General features: G+C 69.5%; 22 protein-coding genes. 12 read left to right on the top strand and 10 right to left on the bottom strand.

The genetic code is table 11. From position 1 onward, the window contains the following. Nucleotides 1-23 precede the first annotated feature (23 nt). Nucleotides 24-659 carry an HAD family hydrolase gene (locus AORI_RS81175; protein WP_016338273.1) on the bottom strand — a complete coding sequence of 212 codons (636 nt, stop codon included), beginning with the start codon at nucleotides 657-659 and terminating at the stop codon, nucleotides 24-26. Between the two features lie 240 nt (nucleotides 660-899). Between AORI_RS81175 and AORI_RS81170 the strand changes: the two genes are divergently transcribed. The 8 genes from AORI_RS81170 to AORI_RS81135 all read left to right on the top strand — a co-directional run bounded on the left by AORI_RS81170 (nucleotide 900) and on the right by AORI_RS81135 (nucleotide 11,923). Beyond that, nucleotides 900-1,358, top strand: coding sequence for a MarR family winged helix-turn-helix transcriptional regulator (locus AORI_RS81170; protein WP_016338272.1), 459 nt, complete (start codon nucleotides 900-902; stop codon nucleotides 1,356-1,358). After that, nucleotides 1,348-2,565, top strand: a complete 1,218-nt coding sequence (locus AORI_RS81165) for an MFS transporter (protein ID WP_016338271.1) — start codon at nucleotides 1,348-1,350, stop codon at nucleotides 2,563-2,565. Before AORI_RS81170 ends, AORI_RS81165 begins: the two co-directional genes overlap by 11 nt. 98 nt (nucleotides 2,566-2,663) lie before the next feature. Continuing rightward, nucleotides 2,664-4,706 (top strand): PhoX family protein, encoded by a 2,043-nt coding sequence (locus tag AORI_RS81160; protein ID WP_016338270.1) that lies wholly within the window; start codon nucleotides 2,664-2,666, stop codon nucleotides 4,704-4,706. 179 nt (nucleotides 4,707-4,885) lie between these two features. Beyond that, nucleotides 4,886-6,988 (top strand): PhoX family protein, encoded by a 2,103-nt coding sequence (locus AORI_RS81155; RefSeq protein WP_016338269.1) that lies wholly within the window; start codon nucleotides 4,886-4,888, stop codon nucleotides 6,986-6,988. A gap of 112 nt (nucleotides 6,989-7,100) precedes the next feature. After that, nucleotides 7,101-8,711: a DUF7850 domain-containing protein gene (locus tag AORI_RS81150; protein WP_228688274.1), complete on the top strand. Its 1,611-nt coding sequence runs from the start codon at nucleotides 7,101-7,103 to the stop codon at nucleotides 8,709-8,711. A gap of 32 nt (nucleotides 8,712-8,743) precedes the next feature. Beyond that, on the top strand, nucleotides 8,744-9,361 hold the full coding sequence (locus AORI_RS81145) for a class I SAM-dependent DNA methyltransferase (protein ID WP_016338267.1): 618 nt from the start codon (nucleotides 8,744-8,746) through the stop codon (nucleotides 9,359-9,361). Nucleotides 9,362-9,413: 52 nt separating this feature from the next. Next, entirely contained in the window at nucleotides 9,414-11,141 is a 1,728-nt protein-coding gene (locus tag AORI_RS81140) for an arabinofuranosyltransferase AftB family protein (protein WP_016338266.1), read from the top strand. A gap of 95 nt (nucleotides 11,142-11,236) precedes the next feature. After that, nucleotides 11,237-11,923, top strand: coding sequence for an SDR family oxidoreductase (locus AORI_RS81135; protein ID WP_016338265.1), 687 nt, complete (start codon nucleotides 11,237-11,239; stop codon nucleotides 11,921-11,923). A gap of 231 nt (nucleotides 11,924-12,154) precedes the next feature. Here AORI_RS81135 and AORI_RS81130 read toward each other — a convergent pair whose 3' ends face one another. Genes AORI_RS81130 through AORI_RS81120 form a run of 3 tightly spaced genes read right to left on the bottom strand, consistent with a single transcriptional unit; the run spans nucleotide 12,155 to nucleotide 15,900 of the window. After that, a complete protein-coding gene (locus AORI_RS81130; RefSeq protein ID WP_016338264.1) occupies nucleotides 12,155-13,462 on the bottom strand; it encodes an amidohydrolase family protein in 1,308 nt (435 codons plus the stop codon). Nucleotides 13,463-13,477: 15 nt separating this feature from the next. Further along, complete coding sequence (locus tag AORI_RS81125; RefSeq protein ID WP_016338263.1) at nucleotides 13,478-14,128, bottom strand: response regulator; 651 nt, start codon at nucleotides 14,126-14,128, stop codon at nucleotides 13,478-13,480. After that, the gene (locus AORI_RS81120; RefSeq protein WP_043848472.1) at nucleotides 14,125-15,900 is read right to left on the bottom strand and encodes a sensor histidine kinase; all 1,776 of its coding nucleotides are present in this window, start codon (nucleotides 15,898-15,900) and stop codon (nucleotides 14,125-14,127) included. Before AORI_RS81120 ends, AORI_RS81125 begins: the two co-directional genes overlap by 4 nt. A gap of 181 nt (nucleotides 15,901-16,081) precedes the next feature. Between AORI_RS81120 and AORI_RS81115 the strand changes: the two genes are divergently transcribed. Both AORI_RS81115 and AORI_RS81110 read left to right on the top strand, forming a co-directional pair. After that, a complete protein-coding gene (locus AORI_RS81115; protein ID WP_016338261.1) occupies nucleotides 16,082-16,777 on the top strand; it encodes an ABC transporter ATP-binding protein in 696 nt (231 codons plus the stop codon). Continuing rightward, nucleotides 16,777-19,026, top strand: coding sequence for an FtsX-like permease family protein (locus AORI_RS81110; RefSeq protein ID WP_016338260.1), 2,250 nt, complete (start codon nucleotides 16,777-16,779; stop codon nucleotides 19,024-19,026). The genes AORI_RS81115 and AORI_RS81110 overlap by 1 nt, the downstream gene beginning before the upstream one ends. A gap of 222 nt (nucleotides 19,027-19,248) precedes the next feature. Here AORI_RS81110 and trmB read toward each other — a convergent pair whose 3' ends face one another. The 6 genes from trmB to AORI_RS81080 form a co-directional block, all read right to left on the bottom strand. Next, the gene (gene trmB, locus AORI_RS81105) at nucleotides 19,249-19,932 is read right to left on the bottom strand and encodes a tRNA (guanosine(46)-N7)-methyltransferase TrmB (RefSeq protein WP_016338259.1); all 684 of its coding nucleotides are present in this window, start codon (nucleotides 19,930-19,932) and stop codon (nucleotides 19,249-19,251) included. Nucleotides 19,933-20,098: 166 nt separating this feature from the next. Further along, complete coding sequence (locus tag AORI_RS81100) at nucleotides 20,099-20,650, bottom strand: hypothetical protein (protein ID WP_016338258.1); 552 nt, start codon at nucleotides 20,648-20,650, stop codon at nucleotides 20,099-20,101. 160 nt (nucleotides 20,651-20,810) lie between these two features. Further along, entirely contained in the window at nucleotides 20,811-21,563 is a 753-nt protein-coding gene (locus AORI_RS81095) for an ABC transporter permease (protein ID WP_016338257.1), read from the bottom strand. After that, nucleotides 21,560-22,480, bottom strand: a complete 921-nt coding sequence (locus AORI_RS81090) for an ABC transporter ATP-binding protein (protein ID WP_016338256.1) — start codon at nucleotides 22,478-22,480, stop codon at nucleotides 21,560-21,562. The genes AORI_RS81095 and AORI_RS81090 overlap by 4 nt, the downstream gene beginning before the upstream one ends. 151 nt (nucleotides 22,481-22,631) lie before the next feature. Then, nucleotides 22,632-23,360, bottom strand: a complete 729-nt coding sequence (locus AORI_RS81085) for an ABC transporter permease (RefSeq protein ID WP_016338255.1) — start codon at nucleotides 23,358-23,360, stop codon at nucleotides 22,632-22,634. A 28-nt stretch (nucleotides 23,361-23,388) separates the two neighbouring features. Then, the gene (locus tag AORI_RS81080) at nucleotides 23,389-24,327 is read right to left on the bottom strand and encodes an ABC transporter ATP-binding protein (protein ID WP_016338254.1); all 939 of its coding nucleotides are present in this window, start codon (nucleotides 24,325-24,327) and stop codon (nucleotides 23,389-23,391) included. Between the two features lie 190 nt (nucleotides 24,328-24,517). Here AORI_RS81080 and AORI_RS81075 point away from each other — a divergent pair, with 190 nt between their 5' ends. After that, nucleotides 24,518-25,096, top strand: coding sequence for a TetR/AcrR family transcriptional regulator (locus AORI_RS81075; protein ID WP_016338253.1), 579 nt, complete (start codon nucleotides 24,518-24,520; stop codon nucleotides 25,094-25,096). Beyond that, a complete protein-coding gene (locus AORI_RS81070) occupies nucleotides 25,097-26,008 on the top strand; it encodes an SDR family NAD(P)-dependent oxidoreductase (protein ID WP_016338252.1) in 912 nt (303 codons plus the stop codon). It abuts the gene before it with no gap. Nucleotides 26,009-26,021: the final 13 nt, after the last annotated feature.

The following is a 26,021-nucleotide window of genomic DNA, read 5'->3' as shown; positions in this document are numbered from 1 at the left end:
TTCATGACATCCGGGACCGGGCTTCAGTCCTCCTGAAGCGCCGACGGCAGGTCCGTGATCACCGGGACCACCGTCGTCTGCTCCAGCACGGCCGGATCCGGCGGGAAATGCGGATTCGGCACCGCGTACACCGTCATCCCCGCCGCCAGCGCCGCGCGCAGCCCGTTCGTGGTGTCCTCCACGGCCGCGCAGTTCTTCGGCTCCGCGCCCAGCAGCTCGGCCGCCTTCAGATACACGTCGGGCGCCGGCTTCCCCGCTCCGACCTGCTCCGACGACACCGCCGTCGGCACCGGCAGCCGCGTGATGTCGAGGAACGCCTTGATCAGCAGCGGCGGCGACGAACTCGCGATCGCCACCGGCCAGTGCTTCGCGACCTCGCGGACGACGCCCGGCGCGCCCGGGATGATCGGCGGCTTCTCCGCGTACCGCCGTGCCATCCGGTCGATCACCACCTGCGCCACATCCGAGGGCCGGAGCTGGACGCCGAGGTCGTGCGCCAGGTAGGCGGCCCATTCCGGGGTGCTCATCCCCTGCATGGCCCTGGTCGATTCCTCCCGCCAGGTGCCGTGGAACTCGTGGACGACCGCCCGGCGGACCTCGTCCCACATCTTTTCCGAATCCACCAGGACACCGTCGAGATCGAAGATCACCGCTTCCACACCTTCAACCCTAGGCGCTGTCCTGCGGGCCTGCCCGCGGTCTTCGCGCCCAGGTGGCCCCTGACGGCACGGGCGGATGCGGCCGAGTGCGACCCGGTACGAGGCCGATCCGGCCGCACCGTCAGGAACCACCTGGATCACGAAGCCCATCGAACAGGCCCACAGGACAGCGCCTGGGCGCTGGAAACCTGTGCGGCAGATTACTTAGCCATGCTCAGTAATTTTAGTTAGCATGGCTAAGTGACCACGAAAGTCGCCGAGCTCGCCCACCGGCTCCGCCCGCTGGTGTTCCGGCTGTACTACCTCGTCCGCCGGGAGACCCCGCAGGTGCAGCTCACCCTCACGCAGGGTTCGGTGCTGTCGGAGCTGCTCAACGGCGGTCCCCGCCGGATGAGCACGCTCGCCGACCTGGAGCGGGTCCGGATGCCGACGATGACCGACGTCGTCCGCCGTCTCGAACGGCTGGGCCTGGTCAGCCGCCGCCGCGATCCCGCCGATGGCCGCGCCGTGCTCGTCGAGGTCACCGAGGTCGGGCAGCGCTTCCATCGCCGGTTGATCGTCGCGAGGGAGGAGTTCCTGCGTGAGCGGCTCCTCGAACTCGACGAGACCGACCGCGTCGCGATCGAAGCCGCGCTCCCCGCCCTCACCAGGTTGCTGCACGAAGACAAGAAGGAGGAACTGATCCGCGATGAGCGCTGAGCCCCACTCGAGCCTGTTGCACGCCGTCAAAGGACAGCCCAAACAGGTATGGATCACCGCGTTCGCCGCGGTCATCGCGTTCATGGGCATCGGGCTGGTCGACCCGATCCTGCTGTCGATCGCGGAAGGCCTGAAGGCGACGCCGTCCGAAGTGACCCTGCTGTTCTCCAGCTACCTCGGCGTCCAGGCGGTCGCCATGCTGGTGACCGGCGCGATGACCGCCCGGTTCGGGGCCAAGCGGACCGTGGTCGCCGGGCTGACGCTGGTCGTCGTCGCCACCGCGCTGTGTGCCGCGTCCGGGTCGATCGAGCAGCTCATCGGGCTGCGCGCGGTCTGGGGCCTCGGCAACGCCTTCTTCATCGCGACCGCGCTTTCGGTGATCGTCGGCGCCGCGACCGGCGGCCAGGCGGGCGCGATCCTGCTGTACGAAGCCGCGCTCGGGGTCGGCCTCGCGGTCGGCCCGCTGCTGGGCGCTCTGCTCGGCAGCATCTCGTGGCGTGGCCCGTTCCTCGGCACTTCGGTGCTGATGCTGTGCGGTCTCGTGCTCTGCTCGATCTTCCTGACCGCCGACGCGAAGGAGAAGCGGCCGAAGATCCGCCTGCTCGACCCGTTCCGGGCGCTGAAGCACGGCGGGCTGCTGCGCACCTCGATCGGTTCCGCGCTGTACACGGCCGCGTTCTTCGTGGTGCTGGCCTGGTCGCCGTTCGTGCTGGAGTGGAGCGCCGTCGCCGTCGGCCTGATCTTCTGCGGCTGGGGCCTTTCGGTCGCCGTCGCGGGGGTGGTGCTGGCGCCGAAACTCGCCGCGAAGCTCGGCGAGCGGCACGCGACCGTGGTCGCCGTGTTCGGTTACGCCGTGCTGCTGCTGATCATGGCGATCCCGAGCAAGCCGGTGCTGGTGGTCGGCATCATCCTGTCCGGTCTGGTGTCCGGCCTGCTCAACACGCTGTTCACCGGCACGGCCATGTCGATCAGCGGCGCCCCGCGTCCGGTCGCGAGCGCCGGGTACAACTTCTGCCGCTGGCTCGGCGGCGCGGTCGCCGCGACCGTCGTCGGTCACCTGGCCGAGTGGTTCGGCGCGAAGCAGGCGCCGTTCGTGATCGCCGCGATCCTGTGCGTCCTCGCCGGTGCCCTGCTGACGATCCGCGAGAAGACCGCCGACCCGCACACCATCCCGGCCGAAGCGGTCCTCGTCGGCGAAGAGATGTAAATCGGAACAACGGGTGAACACCGGACCAACGAGGGGTTTCCTCTCGTTGGTCCGGTGCCTTAGCGTCGACTTCCCGAACTGCCTGACCGGAGGTCCGCGTGAAGTTCCTTCCGTTGCTGGCCGGCCACTCACCAAGCCGGGCGTCAGTGACCTGTACCTATCGCTGTGGCGACGCGTGCTTCCACGACGCGCCGAACACCTCGGACAACCCCACCTTCGCCGACGTGCTCGGCGCGGTGAGCCGCCGAGGCGCGCTGAAGGCGACGGCCGTCGTCGCACTGGCCGCCGGAACGCCGCTCGCGCTCGCGGCGCCGGTGTCCGCCGCTCCCGAGGGGCGGCCGAAACCGCCGCCCGGCACCGACTACCAGCGGGTTCAGCCGAACACGCTCGACGCCGTCGTGGTGCCCGAGGGCTACGAGCAGGGCATCGTGATCCGCTGGGGTGACGCGGTGCTGCCCGGCGCGCCGGAGTTCGACTTCGACCACCAGACCGCCGAGGCGCAGGCGAAGCAGTTCGGCTACAACTGCGACTTCGCCGCGCTGCTGCCGCTCGACCACTGGGGCCTCACTTCGCTCCTGGTCACGAACCACGAGTACACCTCGGAAGAGTTCATGTTCCGCGGGTACGACAAGGACAACCCGACCGAGGAACAGGTCAAGATCGCGTGGGCGGCCCACGGCCTGACCGTCGTCCAGGTGTCGCGCGGACGCGACACCGGGCACCTGCGGCCGAAGATGTCCCGCTACAACCGGCGGATCACGCTGCACACGCCGTTCAAGGTGACCGGGCCAGCCGCCGGCAGCGACCTGCTCAAAACCGCCGCCGATCCCACCGGCACGGTGGTGCTGGGCACGATGAACAACTGTGCGGGCGGCGTCACGCCGTGGGGCACGATCCTGTCCGGCGAGGAGAACATCAACCAGTACTTCGGGAACGCCGAAACGGTGGCCGACCCCGTGAAGCGCAAGCGCTACGCGCGGTACGGCATCAAGGGCACCGCGACCACCCGCAAATGGGAGCGGTTCGACGCGCGCTGGGACATCGCCAGGGAACCGAACGAGGCCCACCGCTTCGGCTGGGTGATCGAGCTGGACCCGAACGATCCCGACAGCACCCCGGTCAAGCACACGCATCTCGGGCGGTTCAAGCACGAGACGGCGAACATCCGTGTCGCCAAGGACGGCCGCGTGGTCGCCTACTCCGGCGACGACGAACGCTTCGAGTACATCTACAAGTTCATCTCGAAGGGCCGGATGAAGCCGGGGAACAGCGCGCATGCCCGGCGCCACAACATGACCCTGCTCGACGACGGCACGCTCTACGTCGGCCGGTTCACCGGCGACAGCCCGGTCGCCGAGATCGACGGCACCGGGAAACTGCCCAGCGACGGCGAATTCGACGGCGGCGGCGAGTGGATCCCGCTGGCGTCCGGCAACAAGTCCTTTGTGGACGGAATGACCGCCGAAGAGGTGTACGTCTTCACCCGCGAGGCGGCCGACCGGGTCGGCGCCACCAAGATGGACCGCCCGGAGGACATCCAGGCCCATCCGTACACCGGCCGCATCTACTGCGCGCTCAGCAACAACGTCGAGCGCGGCAACCCCGGCAAGGAAGGCGCCACCGAGCCCAACCCACGGCTGAACAACAAGCACGGCCAGGTGCTGGAACTCGAAGAACGGCGCGGGGACGCGCTCGCGCTGACGTTCAGCTGGCGGCTCTTCCTGGTGTGCGGCGACCCGGCCTCGCCGGACACCTACTTCGCCGGCTTCCCCAAGGACCAGGTCTCGCCGATCTCCAGCCCCGACAACGTGGCCTTCGACCGGCACGGCAACCTCTGGATCTCCACCGACTCGGCGGGCGCGCTCGGCATCAACGACGGCCTCTACTCCGTGCCGCTGGAGGGGCGCAACCGCGGCGAGCTGAAGCTGTTCCTCACCGTGCCTCGCGGTGCGGAGACCTGCGGGCCGATCGTCGAGCGGAAGATCGTCACGGTCTGTGTCCAGCATCCGGGTGAAGTGGACGGCGCGAACGCCGACAAACCGGCCTCCCATTGGCCGGACGGCGGGGAAACCCAGCCTCGTCCCTCCGTGGTGGCGGTGTGGAAACCGGGCAGGCATGGCCTGGAAGACATCGGTTCCTAGTCGAAAAGCAACGATCTAGCAGTACTTTTGGTCGATGGCGCGCTGCCGGGTCCGGCAGCGCGCCATCGCTCGTTCGCGCGCTGTTCATCTTCTGGCCAGAGCTGGATCGTTTTGGTCGCTTAACGTCACGGCGTTCCCCCGACTGGACTACGTGTACCCACCGCGACCATGGAGGCCCTGTGTCCTTCGAGCCTCAGCGGCTCCTGCCGTTGATCACCTCCCACCCCGGTGGCCGCTCCGCGGTCACCTGCGAGTACCGCTGCGGCAACGCGTGCGCCCACCCCGAGCCGAACACGTCGGACAACGAGTACTTCGGCGACGTCGTCAAGAACATGCTGTCCCGTCGTGGCGCGCTGAAGGCCGGCGCCGTGATGGCCGCGGCCGCCGGTGGATTCGCCGCGCTGTCCGGCACGGCCGCCGCCGAGACCCCGGCTGCCGTTTCCGCCGCGGGCCACGGCAAGCCGGGCCGCCCCGGGCGTCCGGTGCCGGGCACCGACTTCGAAGCGGTGCCGCCGAACAAGCTCGACGCGGTCACCATCCCCGAGGGCTACGAACAGCGCGTCGTCATCCGCTGGGGCGACGCCGTCGAATTCGGCGCCCCGAAGTTCGACTTCCACAAGCAGACCGCGGCCGCGCAGGCGAAGCAGTTCGGCTACAACTGCGACTTCGTCGGCCTGATCCCGCAGGATCCGCTGGGCATCCGCAACCTGCTGGTGGTGAACCACGAGTACACCACCGAGGTCCACATGTTCCCGGTCGACCAGTACGACCCGGCGAACCCGACCGAGGAGCAGGTCAAGATCGCGTGGGCCGCGCACGGCCTTTCGGTCGTCCAGGCCTTCCGTGACCCGATCGGTGGCGCCCTGCGCGTGACGCCGAGCCCGTTCAACCGGCGTATCACGCTGAACACCGCCTTCGAGGTGCGCGGCCCGGCCGCCGGATCGAAGTACCTCAAGACCTCCGCGGACCCGACCGGCCGCAAGGTCTTCGGCACGCAGAACAACTGCGCCGGCGGCGTGACCCCTTGGGGCACGGTGCTTTCCGGCGAGGAGAACGTCAACCAGTACTTCGCCAACGCGGCGAGCGTCACCGACCCGGTCGCCGCCGCGCGGCTGAAGCGGTACGGCTTCTCCGGCACCGCCAGCACCCGTAAGTGGGAGCGGTTCGACAAGCGCTGGGACCTCGCGCAGGAGCCCAACGAGGCCAACCGCTTCGGCTGGGTCGTCGAGATCGACCCGAACGACCCGAACTCGGCGCCGATCAAGCACACCGCGCTCGGCCGCTTCAAGCACGAGGCCGCGAACATCAAGATCACCAAGGACGGCCGCGTCGCCGTCTACTCCGGTGACGACGAGCGCTTCGAGTACATCTACAAGTTCGTCTCCAAGGGCAAGTACAAGCCGGGCAAGAGCGCGCACGCGCGTCGCCACAACTCGGCGCTGCTCGACGACGGCACCCTGTACGTCGCCCGCTTTACCGGCGACAGCCCGGCTTCCGAGATCGACGGCACCGGGAAACTGCCCTCGGACGGCGAATTCGACGGTGTCGGCGAGTGGATCCCGCTGGCGTCGGGCAACAAGTCCTTTGTGGACGGCCTCACCGCCGAAGAGGTCTACGTCTTCACCCGCGAGGCGGCGGACAAGGTCCAGCCGACCAAGATGGACCGGCCCGAGGACATCGAGCCGAACCCGGTCAACGGCCGGATCTACGCCGCGCTGACCAACAACAGCCAGCGCGGCCCCGCGGGCAAGGCGAACGTCGACGAGGCGAACCCGCGGCCGAACAACCGCAACGGCCACGTCCTGGAATGGGAGGAGAACGGCGGCGACGCGGCGTCGACGAAGTTCTCCTGGCGGCTCCTGCTGGTCTGCGGTGACCCGAAGACGGCGGACACCTACTTCGGCGGCTTCCCGAAGGATCAGGTCAGCCCGATCTCCTGCCCGGACAACGTCGCGTTCGACCGGCACGGCAACCTGTGGATCTCCACCGACGGCAACGCGCTCGGCGCCAACGACGGCCTGTTCTCCGTGCCGGTCGACGGTCCGGAACGCGGGCACGTCAAGCAGTTCCTGTCGGTGCCGGTCGGCGCGGAATGCTGCGGCCCGGTGGTGACCGACCACCTGGTGCTCATCGCCGTGCAGCACCCCGGTGAGGACGCGCCCAACTCCGGAACCCCGGCCTCGCACTGGCCCGACGGCGGAACCACCCAGCCGCGTCCGTCGATCGTGTCGGTGTGGAAGAAGGGCCGCTGGGGCCAGGTCGGCCGCATCGGCGTCAAGTAGTGGCTTCCGGCGCCCCGATCACTCTCGGCGAGACTTGTTCTGCCTGATCGGGGCGCCGGACGACACCGTTCGGTGATGACGGAAGCCCGCCGCGCTCATTAGCTTCAGCCCTGTGAAAAGGGCACTGGTGTTCATGACGGCGGGCGCGCTCGTCTTCGGCTTCGTCCCTTCCTACGCGCAGGCGACGGCGGTCCCGTCCGGCTGCACCGGCGGTGCCGCGCCGAACCCGAGCGTCGAGCAGGGCAGCCCGCCCGCCGGGTACACGTTCAGCCCGGCCGCCCCGGTGCCGCCGGGCACGCCGAGGAGCAAGCAGCCGCGGCTGTCGACGGCGAGTGGCTACCAGCCCGACGGCGGCAGATACGCCCTGATCGCGACCCCGGACAAGATGGTCAGCACCGCCTACGCGGCGCTGAAGTTCGTGCCCGGCGCCGTCTACACGCTGACCGACTGGACCGGCACGAACCTCCAGCGCACGGACGCCGTCCAAGAAACGGGCCTGCGGTTCTACGACGGGTCCGGCAAGGTCGTCCTGGAGAACAAGCTCAAGGTCACGCACGCCGTGGAAAGCGACGGCGCGCTGGCGCGGCAGGACTTCCCGCCGTCCACCGCCCCGCCGTCGGCCGGCTCCGTGAAGTTCTTCGCCGCCACCGACCGCAACTGGGTCATGTGGGACTGCGTCCACCTGCAGGTCGCGTCGTTCTCGGCGAAGGCGGAGGTGCGGGATCCGGCGAGCGGCGCCTGGGGCGCCACGGCCACCATCGAGGCGGGCACCACCGCGAACTACCGGTTCACCGTCACCAACGACGGCACCACGACGCTGACCGACATCAAGGTCGAAGACCCGTACTGCGACGTGAAGCCCACGCCGATCGCGAGCCTCGAAAGCGGCAAGTCCGCGACCGTCACCTGCGACCACAAGAACGTCACCGAAGCGGACAACGGCCACGTCAGCACGGTGACCGTCTCCAGCGGCACCCTGCCGAAGAAGACCGCGACCACCACCATCAAGGTCACCCCGCCGCCCGCGATCGACGAGATCGGCGAGTTCGTCTGGGACGACGTCGACCGGAACGGCCTGCAGGACGCCGGGGAGCCGGGCGTTCAGGGCGTGAAGGTGACGTTGAAGGACGCGTCGGGCAAGGCGCTCGGGACGATCACCACGGACGCCGGCGGCAAGTACCGCTTCACCAAGCTGAAGGACGGCATCTACCAGGTCTGCTTCGACATCGCCGGGCTTCCGTTCACGTACACGGCCAAGGACGCGGGCGACGACACGAAGGATTCGGACGCCGACCCGGCGACCGGCTGCACCGCGACCACCACCGTCGGCCCTCGTAAACGCGTGGATCTGACGCTCGCGGCCGGGCTGAACGCGCCGACGAGCAGGCTGGGCGACTTCGTGTGGCTGGACAAGGACGAAGACGGCCTCCAGAGCCGCGACGAACTCGGCGTCCCGGACGTGAAGGTGACTTTGAAGGACGCGTCGGGCAAGGAGGCCGGCTCGGCCGTCACCGGGCCGGACGGTCGATACGCCTTCGAGCGGCTGGCTCCGGGCTCGTACCAGGTGTGCTTCGACGCCGGCTCGCGGCAGCTGACCCGATCGGGCGCCGCGCACCACAACGGCACGGATTCGGCGGCGGATCCCGCGACCGGGTGCACGCCGGTGGCCTCGCTGGCGGCGCCGGAGGATCTGACGAGGGACGCCGGGCTCCTCGAACCGTGAATTGTCGGTGGGTGCCGCTAGCGTCGCCCACCGTGACCTCACATCTCGACGCCACCCGCGAGTCCTACGACACCGTCGCCGAGAACTACGCCGCGCTGATCGGCCCACGTTTCGACCAGGAGCCGATCAGCCGCGCGATGCTGGCCGCGTTCGCCGAGCAGGTACGCGGGCCGGTCGTCGACGTCGGCTGCGGTCCCGGCCACGTCACCGCCCACCTGGCGTCGCTCGGCCTCGACGTCTCGGGGGTCGACTTGTCGCCGAAAATGATCGACGTGGCCCGTCGGCAGTTCCCTGAACAGCGGTTTTCCGTCGGCTCGATGACGGCCTTGGATTTCCGCGACGGCTCGTTGGGCGGTCTCGTCGCCTGGTGGTCGATCTTCCATCTGCCGCCGGAGGTGCTTCCCGGCGTCTTCGCGGAGTTCCGCCGCACGCTCGCGCCCGGAGGCCGTCTGCTGGTCGGATTCCACGTCGGTGACGAGCGGCTGAGCCCGGAAACGGCGTACGGCCACCCGGTCAGCTACGACGCCTACCTGCTGGATCCCGGCCGGATCGCCGACCAGCTGGGCGAGGCCGGCTTCGAGGTCACCGCGCGGCTGACCATGGAAGGGAGGAAATGGCCACAAGCCTGTCTGTCCGCCCGCGCGGTTTGACGCGCGGCCCGCGGACCTGATCTCCTGCGCACGCAACCGAGCGGGCGGGGCCATGACGCAGACGAACACGACCACGGGTGAGAACACGCCCGACTGGCCTTCGCGCGCCTGGTTCCGCCGGCCGTCGACCTGGACGTGGTTCGGCTTCGGCCTGGTGCTGATGGTCTACGCCGACCTGGCCTGGCGCCGTCGCTGGATGAGCGACGACGGGCTGATCGTGCTGCGCACGGTCCGCCAGATCCTCGCCGGCAACGGGCCGGTGTTCAACATCGGCGAACGCGTCGAGACGAACACCAGTCCTTTGTGGACGGCGGTGCTGAGCGTGCTCGGGCCGCTTCCCGGAGTGCCGCTGGAGTGGATCTCCGTGGTCACCGGTCTGGCCTTCTCGGTCGCCGGGCTGTTCTTCGGCCTGGACGGTGCCCGGCGGCTCTACCAGCCGCTGGCGTTCCACGGACTCGCGCCCGCCGGGGCGCTGGTGGTCTGCGCGCTGCCGCCGTTCCGCGACTTCGCGACGTCCGGGCTGGAAACCGGCCTGATCACGTTGTGGCTGGGCGGCACCTGGTGGCTGCTCGTCCGTCGTGCGTCCACAATGGACTATCTGCGGACCTGGCCGGTCGCGGTGGTCGCCGGGCTCGGGCCGTTGGTGCGGCCGGATCTAGCGCTGTTCAGCGTCGTCGCCTTGGTGGCGTTGCTCGTGCTGGTGCGGCCGGGACGCCGTCGCGCGCTGGGCCTGCTGGCCGTGGCGGGCGCGCTCCCGCTGGCGTATCAGGTCTTCCGCATGGGCTACTACGGTCTGCTGACGCCGAACACCGCCCTGGTCAAGGAAGCGTCGGAGGCGAACTGGACCCGCGGCTGGGCCTACCTGGTCGATCTTGTCCAGCCGTACTGGCTGTGGCTGCCGTTGCTGGTGCTCGCCGTCGCGGCCGTCACGATCTCGTCCACTGTGGACAAGACGTTCGTGGTGCTCACCGCGGTCCCGCTCGTCGGCGCGGTGCTGCTCGCGGGATACGTGATCCGCGTCGGCGGGGATTTCATGCACGGCCGCATGCTGCTCCCGGCGCTGTTCTGCCTGCTGTTGCCCGTGCTGGCCTTACCGGTGACGAGACTGACCGTGGCGTTCCTGGTCGTCGTCGGGATCTGGGCGTTCGTGGCCGCCGCGTCGCTTCGTCCGGAGTCCTCGGCTTCTCCGCGCGCCGTCGGCGTCACGGACGAGCGAGCGTTCTGGTCGCGGTCGACCGGGCACGAACACCCGGTCCTGGCCGACGACTACGCCGACCACCCGTTGATGCCGTCGGCGCTGGACGCCATCCACGGCGTGACCAGCCCGGCGGTGCTGGTCCAGGACTACGCGACCAGGCGCTGGTACGCGTATCCGACGGACCGGCCGTATGTGACCGTCGCGGCGGACAGCATGGGCGCCCTCGGCCTGCTGATCCCGCTCGACATGCGGCTGCGCGACGGCTACGGCCTCGCCAACCCGTTCGCCGCGCATTCGACTTCGCTTCCCAACGGCCGCCCCGGTCACCAGAAATGGCTGCCGCCGGTCTGGGAGCTGGCGAACTCCGCCCGCCTCCCGATCGCCGAGGGCGGCCCGGCCCGCGCCGAGGACGTCGCCGCCGCCCGAGCCGCCCTCGACTGCCCGGCCCTTCGCGCGATCGACGCTTCGGTACGCGACCCGCTCACCGCCGCCCGCTTCGCGGACAACCTCGCCGGTTCGTTCACGCGCGGCTCCGTGCGGTTCCCGCGGGTGGCGACCCCTCCCGTCGTGTGCGCCCCCTGATCACGCGAGTTACGCCTCCAATCACGCGAGATCGCCCTCCAATCACGCGAGACACGCTTTCGATCACGCGAGACCGCCGTACTAGCGTGGCGGCCATGGCTGATCTCCCCCTGGCTCTCGTCACCGGCGCCACCCGCGGCATCGGTGCCGCGGTCGCCCGCGCGCTCGCTCCGACCCACCGGCTGCTGCTCGGCGGTCGCGACGCCGACGCGCTCGGCGAGCTCGCGGGCACGCTGCCCGACGCCCGGCCGTGGCCGATCGACCTCACCGACGACGAGGCACTGGAAATGGCGACGGCCGAATTCGGCGAGCTGGACGTGCTGGTGCACTCGGCGGGCGTGGCGCGGCTCGGCACGGTCGAGACCGCGACCGACGACGACTGGCGGGCGAACTTCGAGGTCAACGTGCTCGGGGTGGTCACGCTGACCAGGCGGCTGCTGCCCGCGCTGCGTGCTTCGAAGGGGCACGTCGTCGTGATCAACTCGGGTGCCGGACAGAACGCCCGCCCGGGCTGGGGCCCGTACGCCGCGAGCAAATTCGCCGTCCGCGCCTTCGCCGACTCGCTGCGGGAGGAGGAGTCCACGCTTCGGGTGACGTCGATCTACCCCGGCCGCACGGACACCGAAATGCAGCAGGCGATCATCGCCGACGAAGGCCGCGCGTACGAGCCGGAACGCTTCCTGCGCCCCGAATCCGTGGCGTCCGCCGTCCTCGCCGCGGTCTCCGCGACCGGAGACGCGCACCCGACCGAGGTGATCCTTCGGCCGCGGGGCCTGGTCTGACGCGGCTTCGTTCTCTGCTGGCCGCTCGTGTGCCCCCAATGTGGCATCGGAGCCACTCAACGTCCCCAATGCCACATCGGGCGCACGAGCCCCAGCTCAGTTGTCCACAGTCGTGCCCCATTGTGGACAACCAGCCCCTGAGCAGCACTTTTCCGCAGGCCCCGCCCCCGATCCCCGATAGACTGGCTTCGGGGCCGCCCCCTGGGACGGGTGGGGGGCTGGGTAGGTGAGTCAAGAGCGAAGGCGTGCGGAGGTGTCGGCGACTTCGGCTTGCACCTGGGCGCGGTCCACCCGCAGGGATTCGCCGTCGCCGACGACCTGTTCGCCCGCGACCCACACGTCGCGCACGCGGCGCGAGCCCGCGGCCCACACCAAGTTCGAGAGCAGCTGCACGTCCGGCACGTCGATGCCGGCCGCGAAGGCCGGGTCGTCGAGGTCGACGTGCACCATGTCCGCCCACCGGCCGGTTTCCAGCGCGCCGATGTCGGTCCGGCCCAGCGCGTCCGCGCCGCCGCGGGTGCCGAGCAGGAACGCGTCGGCCGCGGTCAGCACGGTCGAGTCGCCGGTCGCGAGCCGCGCGAACATCGCCGAGAGCTGCAGCTCCTCCCACAGGTCGATGTCGTCGTTCGACGCTGGGCCGTCCGTGCCGAGCCCGATGGCGACGCCCGCCTTCCGCAGCTCCGTCACGCGCGCGATGCCCGAAGCGAGCTTCGCGTTCGAGCCCGGGCAGTGCGCCATCCCGACACCGCGTGCGGCGAACAGCGCGATGTCCTCGTCGGACAGGTGGATGGCGTGCGCGGCCAGCGTCCGGCCCCGCAGCATCCCGACCTTCTCCAGCAGCGCGGGCACCGAGCCGTGCGCTTCACGCTGCTTGACGTCTTCGAGCGCCGCCTCGGCCACGTGGATCTGTACCAGCGCGCCCCGCTCGGCCGCCGATTCCGCGGTCGCCCGCAACGCCTCCTCGTTCAGCATGTACGCCGAGTGCGGCCCGTAGCCGACCTCGATCCGCTCGCCAGGCCCGAACCGCAGGCCGTCGGTGTCGATCCAGCGTTCGATGCTCTTCAGCATCGCGCGCCAGTCCATCCCGGGCAGCTCCATGATCGGCGGACCCAGCACCACGCGGCCACCGGTGGTGAGCACCGCGTCGGCGAGCTGCTCGCCTTCGAAATACATCTCCGCGCTCGTCGTGACACCGTGCCGCAACATCTCGACCGAGCCCAGCAGCATGCCGGTGCGGATGTCGGCCGGCTTCAGCTTCGCCTCGGTCGGCCAGATGATTTCGGTCAGCCACGGCAGCAGCGGCAGGTCGCCGCCCATCCCGCGCAGCAGCGTCATCGGGCTGTGCGCGTGCGCGTTGACCAGACCGGGCAGGAGGATGCCGCTCAACCGGGTCACGGGAGCGGACGTTCCGGGCGCCTCGGAAGCGGGACCGACATGGGCGATACGCCCCGCCTCGTCCACGTCGACCACGGCGTCACGCAGCAACGAGCAGGCGGGGTCGGCGGGGAGAACGACGGGAGCGTGGAAACGGCGTTGCATGAACCGAGCTTACGGTTAGTCCACCACTCCGCTCCGCCACGCCCACGCCGCGATCTCCACCCGGTTCCGCGCACCGACCTTCCCCTGCACAGAGGCCAAATGCGTCTTCACCGTCGACAGCGACAGGAACAGCTCCGCCCCGATCTCGGTGTTCGTCAGCCCCTTCGCGGCCGCCTTCACGACGTCCAGTTCCCGCGCGGTCAGCGGCTCCGAAGGCGGGCTGACGTCGCGTTTCACCGCCCCACCGTCGAAATGCTTCAGCAGCCGAACGGTGATCTGCGGCGAGACCAGCGCGTCCCCGCGCGCGGCCGCGCGCACGGCTTCGATCAGCAGCGCCGGCCCGGCGTCCTTCAACAGAAAACCGCTCGCACCGTTCCGCAGCGCGGTGTGCACGTATTCGTCGAGGTCGAACGTCGTGACCACCACCACCTTCAGCGGATCGGACACGTCCGGGCCCGCCAGCTGCTTGGTGACCTCGAGCCCGTCGATGCCGGGCATACGGATGTCCAGCAGGCAGACGTCCGGCCGCAGTTCGCGCGCCTTCGCGACCGCTGAGACGCCGTCCGCCACATCGGCGACCACCTCGATGTCGTCCTGCGCGTCCAGGATCATCCGGAAGCCGATCCGCACCATGTCCTGGTCGTCGGCGATCAATACCCGGATCACTCTTCTCCTTCAAGTGGTAGCCACGCTTCGACGCGCCATCCGCCGCCCGGCGCCCGCCCGGCGGAGAGCCGGCCGTGCAGCAGGGCGACCCGTTCGCGCATGCCGATCAGACCGTAGCCGCCCGACCCGCCCGCCGGACGCCGCTGGGGCTCCTGTCCGTCATCGGTCACCTGGAGGTGCAGCTCGTTCCCGGTCACCTCGGCGATGACCAGCGCCTCCGTCGCCCCCGACGCGTGCTTGCCGACGTTCGTCAGCGACTCCTGCACCAGCCGCAACGCCGACCGCCCCACCTCGTGCGGCACGTTCGACGGCAGTTCGAGCTTCATCGACGTCTTCACGCCGTGGTTCGACCGTTCGATCAGCGTCCGCAGGTCGGCGGCGAGATCGGTGGTGGCCTGTTCGCTGAACTCGCTGCTCCCGGCCGGGGCGTCGCCGCGCATGCTCCGCACGAGCCGCCGCATCGCCGCCAGCGCTTCCACCCCCGCGTCCTCGATTCGGCCCATCGCCTCGACCGCGACCTGCGGATTCTTCTCGCCCATCATCTTCGCCGCCTGCGCCTGCACGACGATCCCGGTGACGTGGTGGGCGACGACGTCGTGCAGTTCCCGCGCCAGCGCCATCCGTTCCGACGTCTGCGCGTCGGTGATCGCCGACTGGATGACCTGCGTGCGCTCCGAATCCCGCGAACGCAACGCCAGGCCGACCGCCACCGAGATGCCGAGCAACAGCACCGCGGCCACGGCGAGGCCGGCGATCTCGTCCGGGTCGGTCATCAGCTTGGGGCCCGGCCGTTTGGTGTTGAGGATCGAGGCCACGGCGACCACGGCCGAAAGCCCCACGATCCGGGACACGGCCTTGCTCAGCCCGACCGCCCGGACCAGGGTGACGACCAGCCCCATCCCCGCGACGATCTGCGTCCCCGGCACCCCACCAGGCGTGGCGTAGTCGTAGCGGAGCCGGAGGAACGGCGTCACCAAAGCCGAAAGCAGCATGACCGCGGTGAGCGCGACCATCGCGTCGGCGGGCCGCCGCGGCGCCGCGACCGCGATGATCGCCGCGACGATCGAGCAGACCAGGATCGGGAAGCCGTGCGCCCCGCTCTCGTAGGTGAAGCCGAACTCCAGGAGCAGCGCCACACCCAGCAGCCCGATGAGCGGCCACTGGCCCATCACCAGCTTGTTGAGCTTCTGCAGCTTCTCGTAGCGTTTCGGATGTGCCGCGCGGTCCCGCCCGGGGATTGCGAAGAGCAGCGTGCCGCCCAGCAGGATGCCGCCGAACAGCATCGCCTGCGCCATGGTGCCGTTCGACTCGCTGCCGTGGTAGTACCGGCCGGACACCGCGGTCAACGTGGCCAGCACCAGGCCGGAGATCACGGCGAAGGCGACCCCCGGCCGCGTCCGGCGCGCGGCGTAGAACAGGATCTCGACCCCCGCCACCACTTCGGTGATGGACAGATGCGCGAGCACGCTCGAGTAGGTCGGGATGTTGAAGTACCGGACGACCAGTGTGTACGCCACGAGCACGACCGAGGCCGCGACGGCGGCGACGGCGGCCCGTTTCTGCGCCCAGAGCGCGCAGAACACCATCGCGAAAATGCCCGGGAACAGCAGGAGATCGATGCCGCGCGGGCCCGTGTCGTCGAAAGCCGCGTCGGTCACGAAGACCAGGTCGAACACGAGCGCGGCCAGCAGGACGACGGCGGGCATACCGATACGTCGCGCGAGCGCACTCACCCGCGCGGGGAACTTGTTCTGGGCCGGACCTGCTGTCACACCGTGACGGTAGAGGATCGGCCGCCGTCCGCACCTTGGCCGACCGGCCCGAGCCGGGTCGGCCGATCGGCCGATGCGCGGGTGATCAGCACTGGCCGTCTGCCCGAAGTGGACACAGGTGGTTCACCGCGAAGCTCTTCCCCGAAGCAGAACACACAGTGACTGACTAGGGAGAATCACGGTGGTGGATCCACAGTGGACAGGGCAGCCGGTGCTTTCGGGCCGCGGGCTGGTGAAGCGGTACGGCACACAGCACGCGCTGGCCGGGATCGACATCGACATCCAGGCGGGTGACGCGGTCGCCATCGTCGGGCCCTCCGGCTCGGGCAAGACCTCCCTGCTGCACGTGCTCGCCGGGATCCTCCGCGCCGACTCCGGGCAGATCTTCCTGGCCGGACAGCGCGTCGACCAGCTCAACGAGCGCAAGCGCAGCGAACTGCGGCGCACCGAGTTCGGCTTCGTGTTCCAGTCCGGGATGCTCGTCGCCGAACTGAGCGCCGAGGAGAACGTCGCGCTGCCGTCGCTGCTGGGTGGCAAGGGCCGCAAGGAATCCATCGAAGCCGGCCGCGAATGGCTGGCGAAGCTCGGCCTCGCGGGCAAGGAGAAGCGCCGCCCCGGCGAGCTTTCCGGCGGTGAGGCGCAACGCGTCGCGATCGCCCGCGCGCTGACGCACCGGCCGAAGGTGATCTTCGCCGACGAGCCGACCGGCGCGCTCGACACCCGCACCGGCCGCGCCACCATGGACGCGCTGCTCGCCGCGGCCGCCGACAGCGGCGCCGCGGTGATCGTGGTGACCCACGACCGCGAGCTCGCCGAAGCCATGCCGCGCACCGTCTCCATCCGGGACGGCCTGATCGCGACGAGGCTGGCCGCCTGATGAACAGCTTCCAGCTGGCCATGCGGGTGCTCCGGGTCGACCGCCGGACCCGCACGTCGGCCATCCTCACCGCGGTCGGGGTCGCCGTCGCGACCAGTCTGGTGCTCCTGCTCGCCTCTCTTCCCGGTGCCACGCAGGCCCGTTCCCAGCGGGCGATCTGGCAGGACATCGGCAGCTACTACTCCCAATCCGGGGAGAGCCAGCGTCCGGCGCCGCTGCTGATGGCGTCGAACAAGGACTACTCGGGCGACCGCGAGATCATCCGCGTCGACATCGCCCTGACCGGCACCTCACCGATGCTCAGCCTGCCGCCCGGCATCCCGAGGCTGCCCGGCCCCGGCGAGTCGATCGTTTCCCCCGAACTCGGGAAACTGATCCAGTCCGCGCCGAAGGAGCAGCTCGGCGACCGGTTCGGCAAACTCGTCGACGCGCTCGGTCCCGAATCCCTGATGTACCCGGAGCAGCTGGTCGCCGTCGTCGGCCACACCCCGGAGTCGATGCCGCAGACGGCGCTCGCCGCGGACGGCTTCCCCAACAAGCAGGCGAAGCCCGATCCGCTGCTCGAACTGCTCGCCTGGGTCGGCGTGATCGTCCTGCTCGTGCCGAGCCTGGTGCTCGTCGCGTCTTCGGCCAGGCTCACCGCCGCCCGGCGTGAGCTGCGGATGGCCGCGCTGCGACTGGCGGGGGCGACCCCGGGCCAGGTGACGAAGATCGTCGCCGCCGAGACGGCGTTGTCCGCCACCGTCGGCGCGCTGCTCGGCATCCTGGTGGCGCCCGCGCTGCAAGGGCTCTCGACGTTCGTCCCGTGGGGCGGCGGCACCTGGCTCGCGTCGGACTTCAGCCTGTCGGTCGGCTCGACCATCGCGGTCGCCGTCGCGATCCCGCTGCTGGTCGTCTTCGCCGGGGTCCTCGGCATCCGCCGGGTGCTGAAGACGCCGCTGTTCGCCGCTTCGGCGCACGCTCGCAAGCCGCTGCACTGGTGGCGGCTGCTCGCGGTCCCGGTGGCCGGCGCGTTCTTCCTCTTCGCGGTCACGCAGGACAACGCCAGCCTGCCGATGGTGATGCTCGGCCTGTTCCTGCTGGTCGGCTCGGCCGCGATCATCGGACCCTGGGTCACCTCGGCGGTCGGTGGCACGTTCGTCCGCATCTGGCGCAAACCGGCGTCGCTGCTGGCCGGACGCAGGCTTCGCGACGACCCGAAGAGCGCCTACCGCGCCACCGCGGGTGTCGTGCTCGCCGTTTTCACCGGCTCGATGGCGCTCACCCTGCTGCCCTCGTTCGAGTCGATGGCGGGCGGCGGCCGGACCTTCAAGGACAACGTCCTCTACGCCCAGTCCGACGCGACCCAGGCGCGGCAGGTCGCCGACCAGACCAACGCGTCCCTCGCCCGCTACGGCATCACCGAGAAGGCCGTCTCGGTCGGGCAGGTGTACCTGTCCACCGGCGAGCCGGGCACCCGCTCACAGAATCTGAACCGGGCCTTCGTGATGACCTGCGAGGACGCCTCGAAACTCCTGCGGGTGAACCTCGGCGGCTCCTGCCAACCGGGACCCGCGATCTACAGCAGGTACGCCATCAACCCGGCGGAATACCGCGTGCTGTCGGAGTACGACAAGGCCGGTCCGCCGCTGGACTCGAAGGCGCCCGTGCACCTCTTCCCGCAGGGTGACGAGGACACGTCCAGCACGATCGTCATCGACCCGGCCCTGGTGCCCGCGGGTGTCACGCCGGAGCGCTTCGACGTGATCGTGCCGACGACCCCGCAGAACGCCGAGACCGTGCGGACCGCCCTGGTCGGCGCCGCTCCCGGCCAGGAGGTCGGCAGCCGCGGCCTGCACCTGATCGGTCAGCAGCAGGAACTCGGCGACCTGCGCCGGGTCACCGTCATCGGCCTGATCGCCGCCGGGGTGCTCGCCGGCTGCAGCGCGGCCGTGGCGACCGCGGGTTCGGTGATGGACCGCCGCCGCACCTTCGGGGCGCTCATCGCGGCCGGGACACCGGTCCGGGTGCTGGCGAGGGCGTTGCGGATGGAAGCGGCCCTGCCCGCGATGGTGGCCACCCTCGGCGCGGGTGCGGTCGGGATCGGCGTCGGCATGGGGCTCTACAGCCTGGTCGAGAAGGACGCAGTCGTGCTGAGCCCCTGGCTGCTGGCGCCCGTGGTGCTGGGAATCGGGGTGGCGCTGCTCGGGGCATCCGTCTCGACCCCGGCGCTCAAGCGGGTGCAGTCGGAGCCCCTGGCCGACGAGTAGGAAAAAGGTTCGCCCGAATGGCGTCATGGCGCCCGGGCGGGCAGGTCTCGTGGGTGGAGTCGGTGGTGATCACACCTACGAGGCCGGGTGCCCGGTCGTCTCTCTGTCGGGGGAGGGACGAACGGGCACCGGGGACGCGCAGGGGGCGTTCCAAGGTGCGGGGGTGTGAAGAAAGGGCCGGTCAGGGACGTGGGGACGTCCTGACCGGCCCTTTCTGTGTGCTCAGACCCGCTCGAAGATCAGGTCGTGCGAAATACGGCCCTCGACGTCGGCGCGGTTCTCGAACTTCGTGATCGGCCGCCACTCCGGCCGCGGCGCCCAGCCGCCGGGCTCGCCGGCGTGACGGTTGCGCAGGAGCGGCTCGGCCGAGCAGACCTCCATCATCTGCTCGGCGTAGTTCTCCCAGTCGGTCGCCATGTGGAAGGTCCCGCCCGGCGCGAGCCGCGAGGCCACCAGCGCCACGAACTCGGGCTGCACGATCCGCCGCTTGTGGTGCCGCTTCTTCGGCCACGGGTCCGGGAAGAACAGCCGGACGCCGGACAGCGAGCCCGGCTCCACGTGCGAGGTCAGCAGCACGACGGCGTCACCGTGCATCAGCCGCAGGTTCTCCACCCCGAGCTTCTCGGCACGCAGCATCAGCTGGCCGAGGCCCGGGTCGTACACCTCGACCGCGACGTAGTTGAGTTCCGGCGCGGCGGCGGCGAGCTGGGACGTGGTCTCGCCCATGCCCGAACCGATCTCCACCATCACCGGGGCGTGCCTGCCGAACCAGTCGTCGAAGTCCACCGGTCCTTCGGGCAGTTCGCCGACGGTGCGGCCGAGCGACGGCCAGAGTTCGTTCCAGGCGCGCTGCTGCCCGACGGTCATCCGGCCGCCGCGTTTGACATAGCTGACCACGCTGCGCATCCGTGGCTGGTCCTCGTTTTCCACCAGCCCATTAAACGCGGCGGCAGTGTTCATCGGCGAACCCGCATCCGCGATCACGTCGGCAGGGCGATGCGCTGGGGCCTTCGGCCGGGCGGGTTCCGCTTTGGCTGATTTCCGGATTGCGCCTTCAGCTCCGCCCAGCGACCTACCTGACGGCTTCGAACTCCCCCAGCCGCGAGCGCAGCCCGGCGAATCCGCCGACCGCGATCGGGGCGGGCGTCGGGCTGGAATGCGCGGGGAGAACGTCGATCCAGCCGTCGTGGCGGCTGGTGTTCAGCACCGTGGTCGGGATCGAATGCCCCGACGCGCCGCGTTCGGAAGGCATGAACTCCCAGTAGCCGGATTCGCCGTCCGCGGCCCACGGCACGAATTCCCAACCGGGCCGCCTGCCGAGCAGGCCGGCGATGCGATCTTCGATGCGGAAACCGAGCTCCCGCGATTCGAGTCGTCCTTCCACGACGGCGCGAAGCCACCAAGGCGCGGGAATTTCTCCGTGCATTCCGCTCGACGCGCGGTACAACGCGACGACGAGATCTTCGGGAGCGCGATGCACCCAGGCGCGGCGGATATCCGACGGCCGGGTCGCGGACGCCACCGTGCGAGGGAGTTCGATCGCCTGTGACCATTCGAGGTCGAGCATGGGCTCGAGCCGGGGCTGCATACTTTCCGTGCGGGCTTGCGGGATCGTGCGTTCCACTCCCTGACCGGAATCCACCGTCAAGGATCACCTCCGGGGCCGAGAGCCGAGAAATAGGCTCATCCCGAGCATCGCCCGGTCAGGAACAGTATGTCCGCTTCCTGTGAGAGAAGCCACAGGCTCTTAACGTGGACTTAACTCCTTTGGCCGCGGTAAAAGCTCACGCATCCCTTCGATGGGTGATCATCAGTCCGGCCGCATAAACAATCACGCAGATCGCACCGAAATAAGCCAAATAGCCCCACGGCCCCAACGGTGGTTCGAGTTTCAACATCGAAACCGTCAGATCCGGCCCCGAAAACTGATTCGCCGCGAAGAACGGCATCCACTGGTAGATGTCGTCGCCCACTTTCGGGATCAGCATGACGAGTCCCTCGAGCAGCTGAGTCCAGGCCAGTGCGAACCCGAGCGCGAACGCGGGGCTGCGGAACAGCAGCCCTAGGCCGACGCCGAGCAGACCGGTCAGGAAGAAGGTCAGGCCCTGGCCCGCCACCGCGCGCCAGTCGGCGCCCGAAGCCAGCCCCAGGTCGGCGGCCGGTTTGATCAAGTACGCGATCGCCCACGAGCCGAAGCCCACCAGCAGGCCGATCAGCCCCGAGAACACCCCGACGACGGCGCCCTTCGCCAGCAAGGCGGGCACGCGCGAGGGCACCGCCTGGAAGGTGAGCTTCATCGTGCCCCAGTTGAACTCCGTCGCTGCCGCGAGGATGGCGAGGACCAGCACCACGGTGCGGCCCAGCGCGCTGGCGACCTGCGTCGAGTTGACGCCCGTCTGGCCTTCGAGCGGGACGAAACCGAAGAAGAGCGCGGTGTAGGCGAGCGCGATCACGACCGCGATGGCCGCGCACCACCAGGGCATGCGGGTGCTCAGCAGTTTGATCCGCTCCGCGCGCAGCATGTTCGCCGCGGTCATCCGACGACCTCCGGGACCTGGCCGGCGCCGTACTCGACGGCCTCGGCGGTGAGTTGCATGTACGCCTGTTCGAGCGAGCCGGTGAGCGGCTTCAGCTCGTGGAGGGTCGCGCCCGCGGCGAACGCGAGTTCGCCGATGTGGTCGCTGTCCATTTCGGACACGACGAGCGCGCCGTCCTCCTCGCGGAATTCGGCGCCCTTCTCGGTCAGCGCCTTCCGCAGTTCGGCCAGATGCGGGCTGCGGACCCGTACGCCGAGACCCTTCGCACGGCCGACGAAGTCTTCCATCGTGCCCTGGTAGATCAGCTTCCCGCGCCCGATCACGACGAGGTCCTGTGCGGTCTGCGCCATCTCCGGCAGCAGGTGGCTGGACACGAACACGGTGCGGCCCTCGGCGGCGAGCGCGTGCATCAGCTTCCTGATCCAGACGATGCCCTCGGGGTCGAGCCCGTTCACCGGCTCGTCGAACAGCAGTACCCGGGGGTCGCCGAGCAGCGCCGTGGCGATCCCGAGCCGCTGCGACATCCCGAGCGAGAACTGCCCGGCCCGTTTGCGGGCGACCGGCTCCAGCCCGACCAGCCGGAGCACCTCGTCGACGCGCTTGTCCGGCAGGCCGTTGGTCGCGGCGACCCAGCGGAGGTGCTCGCGGGCGGTGCGGCCCGGATGGCGCCAGGTGGCGTCGATCATGCCGCCGACCGTCCGAAGTGGATCATGCAGCTCGCGATAGGCCTTGCCGTCGATCGTCACCGTGCCCGACGTGGGGTTGTCGAGCCCCAGCATCATCCGCATGGTGGTGGACTTCCCCGCCCCGTTGGGGCCGAGGAACCCGGTCACCCGTCCTGCTTCGGCGGTGAAGGAAAGGTCGTCGACGGCGAGCTTGTCGCCGTAGCGTTTCGTGAGTCCGGTGGCCTCGATCATCAGCCCTCCCTCCGGTGGATTCCGACAGTACGCGGGAAAGGACCGGGCTGCCCCCCGATAGGCGGCCCGGTCCTTGTTCCCCTTTTTTCTCCCCGTCCGGACGTCTCGCTCCCCCGAGTGGGACGTCCGGCCTTCTCCCCTGTGGAAGTCCTTACGCGTCGCGCTTGTTCGCGACGACCAGCGAGATGACCAGCAGCACCAGCGCGAAACCGGCGAAGTAGGCCAGCGAGCCGGCCTGGCTCAACGGAGCGTCCGCCGCGGCGGGGCCCCCGGTGAGGAACCGGTCGGCGACGTGGAACGGCATCCAGTCGTAGATGTCCTTGCCGATCTTCGGGATGAGCTGGATCAGGTTCTCCACCGCGAGGGCGTAGATCAGCACGAGCGAGATGGCGCCGGCGCTGTGCCGGATCAGGATGCCGACGGCGATCGCGATCACCGAGGCGAGGGCGAACACCACGCCCACCCCGGCGACACTGATCCACTCCGCGGTGGTGTTCAGCATGAGGTCTTCAGGCCGCATGACCGAAGCGAGGCCCCAGGCGCCGAACGCGGCGACCTCGCCGATCACGAGCGACAACATCGCGACCACGCCGGTCTTGGCCAGCAGCGCCGAAGTGCGGTTCGGCACGGCCTGGAAGGTGGTCCGGATGGTGCCGAAGCGGTATTCGGTGGTCACCGAAAGCGCGGCGAGCACCATGATCACGGCCATGCCGAAGCCGTAACCGAACTGGGTGAGGCTGACGTCGGTGAGTTCCCCGGCGGGCGCGGCACCCGAGATGATGGCGGCGAAGCCGATCACGACCGCGAGTGCGGCCAGCGCGCACCACCAGGGCGAGCGGGTGGTGAACAGCTTGATGCGTTCCACGGCGAGCAGAGTCATGGCTTTTCTTTCCTCGAAGAGTGGCTGGCTACTGGGCGGCGGTGACCACTTCGGCGGCTTCCGCTTCGAGACCGGTGTGGTACTCGACGGAATCGCCGGTGATCTGCATGAAGGCCTGCTCCAGGGAGCCGGTCTGCGGGCTGAGCTCGTGCAGCACGATCTGGTTGGCCGCGGCGATCTCGCCGATCTTGTCACTGTCCAAACCGGACACCACGATCGCGTGATCGGCGTCGGTGACCTGAGCGCTCGCCTGCGTCAGCGCGGAGCGCAACGCGGGCAGCTGCGGCGACCGGACCTTGACCGTGTTCTCGGCGGCCCGCGCCACGAAGTCCTCGGTGGAGGACTGGGAGATCAGCCGCCCCTTGCCGATCACGACCAGGTGGCTCGCGGTCAGCGCCATCTCCGAAAGCAAGTGCGAGGAAACGAATACCGTGCGGCCTTCGTCGGCCAGCCGGTGCATGAACTTCCGGATCCAGAGGATGCCTTCGGGGTCGAGGCCGTTGACGGGCTCGTCGAAGAGAAGGACCTCCGGGTCGCCCAGCAGTGCCGCCGCGATCCCCAGTCGCTGCGACATGCCGAGGGAGAAACCGCCGGCGCGCTTTCCGGCGACGCTGGTGAGCCCGACGATCTCGAGCACCTCGTCGACCCGGCTCTCCGCGATCTTGTTGGACTTCGCCATCCACCGCAGATGCGCCCGCGCCGACCGGTTGGGGTGCACCCATTTGGCGTCCAGCAGTGCGCCGACGGTCCGCAGCGGTTCCTTGAGGTCGCGGTAGAGCTTGCCGCCGATGCGCACCTGGCCCGAGGTCGGGTTGTCGAGGCCGAGGATCATCCGCATGGTCGTGGACTTGCCCGCCCCGTTGGGGCCGAGGAACCCGGTGACCTCACCCGCCGCGACGGAGAAGGACAGGTCGTTCACCGCCAGTGTCTTGCCGTACCGCTTGGTGAGGCCCGCTGCCTCGATCATGTCTGCTCCCCTCGGCGACTGCGAGAACAATCGTCGTCCATGTGGGTGGCCGAGCGCGTCATCCTGAGGTGCCAACCTGATACCCGACCTGAGACGTAGCTTGCCGTCTTCCGGCGGCGTACGCGATCGGTGATACCCCTGAGAGTGACCCTGATTCGCCAGGGTTAATGAACCGTGGTTCAATAATCGCATGGCGAGGCCCCGGAGCATCACGGACGAACGATTGCTGACCGCGGCGGGAACCGTGATCGGCATGGTCGGGCCGGGTTTCACGCTGGCCCAGGTGGCGGCGGAGGCCGGGGTGGCGGTCGGCACCGTCGCCCAGCGGTTCGGTTCGAAGAACGGTCTCCTGCTGGCGTTGAGCCGGGAGAACACGCGCTCCGTCGTGGAAGCGATGCGGGAATGCGGTGAGCTGGCCGATCCCGTGGAAGCGCTACGGGCGGCGGTCGTCGTGGTCTACGAGGGCCTTGGCGACGCGCGGACCGCGGCGAACCATCTCGGGCAGCTGGGGGTGGACATCGGCGATCCGGGGCTGCGTGCGCTGCTCGGTGAACATTTCACCGCCGTGGAAGCGGAATTGCGGAAGCTCGTGCGCGTCGCGACGCGTGACCTGCCGGGCGCGCCCGGTGTCGTCCGCGCCGCGCGAGTGCTGCTGGGGGTGGCGAACGGGGCCGCGCTGGACTGGTCGATCCGGCCGAAGGGCCGGATCACCGAACGGTTGGGGCAAGACGTGGACGCGGTGCTGACCGCGTGGAAGGGAGTGTCCTGAATGGACCGGAAAGTGGCCGTGGTCACGGGGGCGACGCGGGGATGTGGCCGGGCGATCGCGGTGGAACTGGGCAGGCTCGGCTGGACGGTGTTCGTCACCGGCCGCACGACGCGGGAGCACCAGTCCCCGATGAAGCGTTCGGAGACGATCGAAGACACCGCTGAGCTCGTCGACGCGGCGGGCGGCCGGGGGATCCCCGTCCGGACCGACTTCACCGTCGTGTCCGATGTGGACGCGCTGAAGGCGCGGATCGAGTCCGAAGTGGACGGCCGGATCGACGTCCTGGTCGACGACGTCTGGGGCGGCGACCAGTTCGCGGATTTCGAGGGGGCGTACTGGGACTCCAGCCTCGACGACGCGCTCACGCTGGTGCACAACGCGATCGACACGCATCTGATCGCGCTGCACCGGCTGCTCCCGCTGGTGGTGAAGCGGGAGGGCGGGCTGGTCCTCGAGGTCACCGACGGCGACCACGACGAGTACGTCGGCGCGGGGATCCCGTATTTCCTCGCGAAATGCGGGATCCGCGCGATCGGCAGGGCGCTCGGCGCCGAGCTGAAGAAGTACGGCTGCGTCGGCATGACCGTCACACCGGGCTTCCTGCGTTCGGAAGCCATGCTCGACTACTTCAAGGTCACCGAGGAGACGTGGCGTGACGCGGTCGGCAAGGCCGCGCCGGTCGATTTCGCGATCTCGGAGACCCCGGCGCTGCTCGGGCGCGGTGTCGCGAAGCTGGCGACCGACCCGGAGGTCTCGCGGTTCGCGGGCAAGACGCTGGCGTCGTGGACGTTGATGAACGAGTACGGCCTCACCGACGTCGACGGCTCGCGTCCCGACTTCGGCAAGTGGATGGCCGAAGTCCGGGACACGGGCAAGGACCCGGCGACGGCGGATCACTCGCTGTACCGCTGAGTCCGTGCTGGTC

Origin of the sequence: Amycolatopsis keratiniphila, assembly GCF_000400635.2 — a bacterium.
GTDB lineage: Bacteria > Actinomycetota > Actinomycetes > Mycobacteriales > Pseudonocardiaceae > Amycolatopsis > Amycolatopsis keratiniphila.
The sequence above is the reverse complement of the archived record's forward strand: the minus strand, read 5'-3'. Positions and strand labels throughout refer to the sequence as shown.

Coding starts and splice junctions, on each gene's coding strand:
- AORI_RS81135 (WP_016338265.1), top strand. CDS start 11,237: ATGGCTGATCTCCCCCTGGCTCTCGTCACCGGCGCCACCCGCGGCATC.
- AORI_RS81075 (WP_016338253.1), top strand. CDS start 24,518: ATGGCGAGGCCCCGGAGCATCACGGACGAACGATTGCTGACCGCGGCG.
- AORI_RS81080 (WP_016338254.1), bottom strand. CDS start 24,327: ATGATCGAGGCAGCGGGCCTCACCAAGCGGTACGGCAAGACACTGGCG.
- AORI_RS81085 (WP_016338255.1), bottom strand. CDS start 23,360: ATGACTCTGCTCGCCGTGGAACGCATCAAGCTGTTCACCACCCGCTCG.
- trmB (WP_016338259.1), bottom strand. CDS start 19,932: ATGCGCAGCGTGGTCAGCTATGTCAAACGCGGCGGCCGGATGACCGTC.
- AORI_RS81095 (WP_016338257.1), bottom strand. CDS start 21,563: ATGACCGCGGCGAACATGCTGCGCGCGGAGCGGATCAAACTGCTGAGC.
- AORI_RS81130 (WP_016338264.1), bottom strand. CDS start 13,462: ATGCAACGCCGTTTCCACGCTCCCGTCGTTCTCCCCGCCGACCCCGCC.
- AORI_RS81110 (WP_016338260.1), top strand. CDS start 16,777: ATGAACAGCTTCCAGCTGGCCATGCGGGTGCTCCGGGTCGACCGCCGG.
- AORI_RS81070 (WP_016338252.1), top strand. CDS start 25,097: ATGGACCGGAAAGTGGCCGTGGTCACGGGGGCGACGCGGGGATGTGGC.
- AORI_RS81140 (WP_016338266.1), top strand. CDS start 9,414: ATGACGCAGACGAACACGACCACGGGTGAGAACACGCCCGACTGGCCT.
- AORI_RS81165 (WP_016338271.1), top strand. CDS start 1,348: ATGAGCGCTGAGCCCCACTCGAGCCTGTTGCACGCCGTCAAAGGACAG.
- AORI_RS81090 (WP_016338256.1), bottom strand. CDS start 22,480: ATGATCGAGGCCACCGGACTCACGAAACGCTACGGCGACAAGCTCGCC.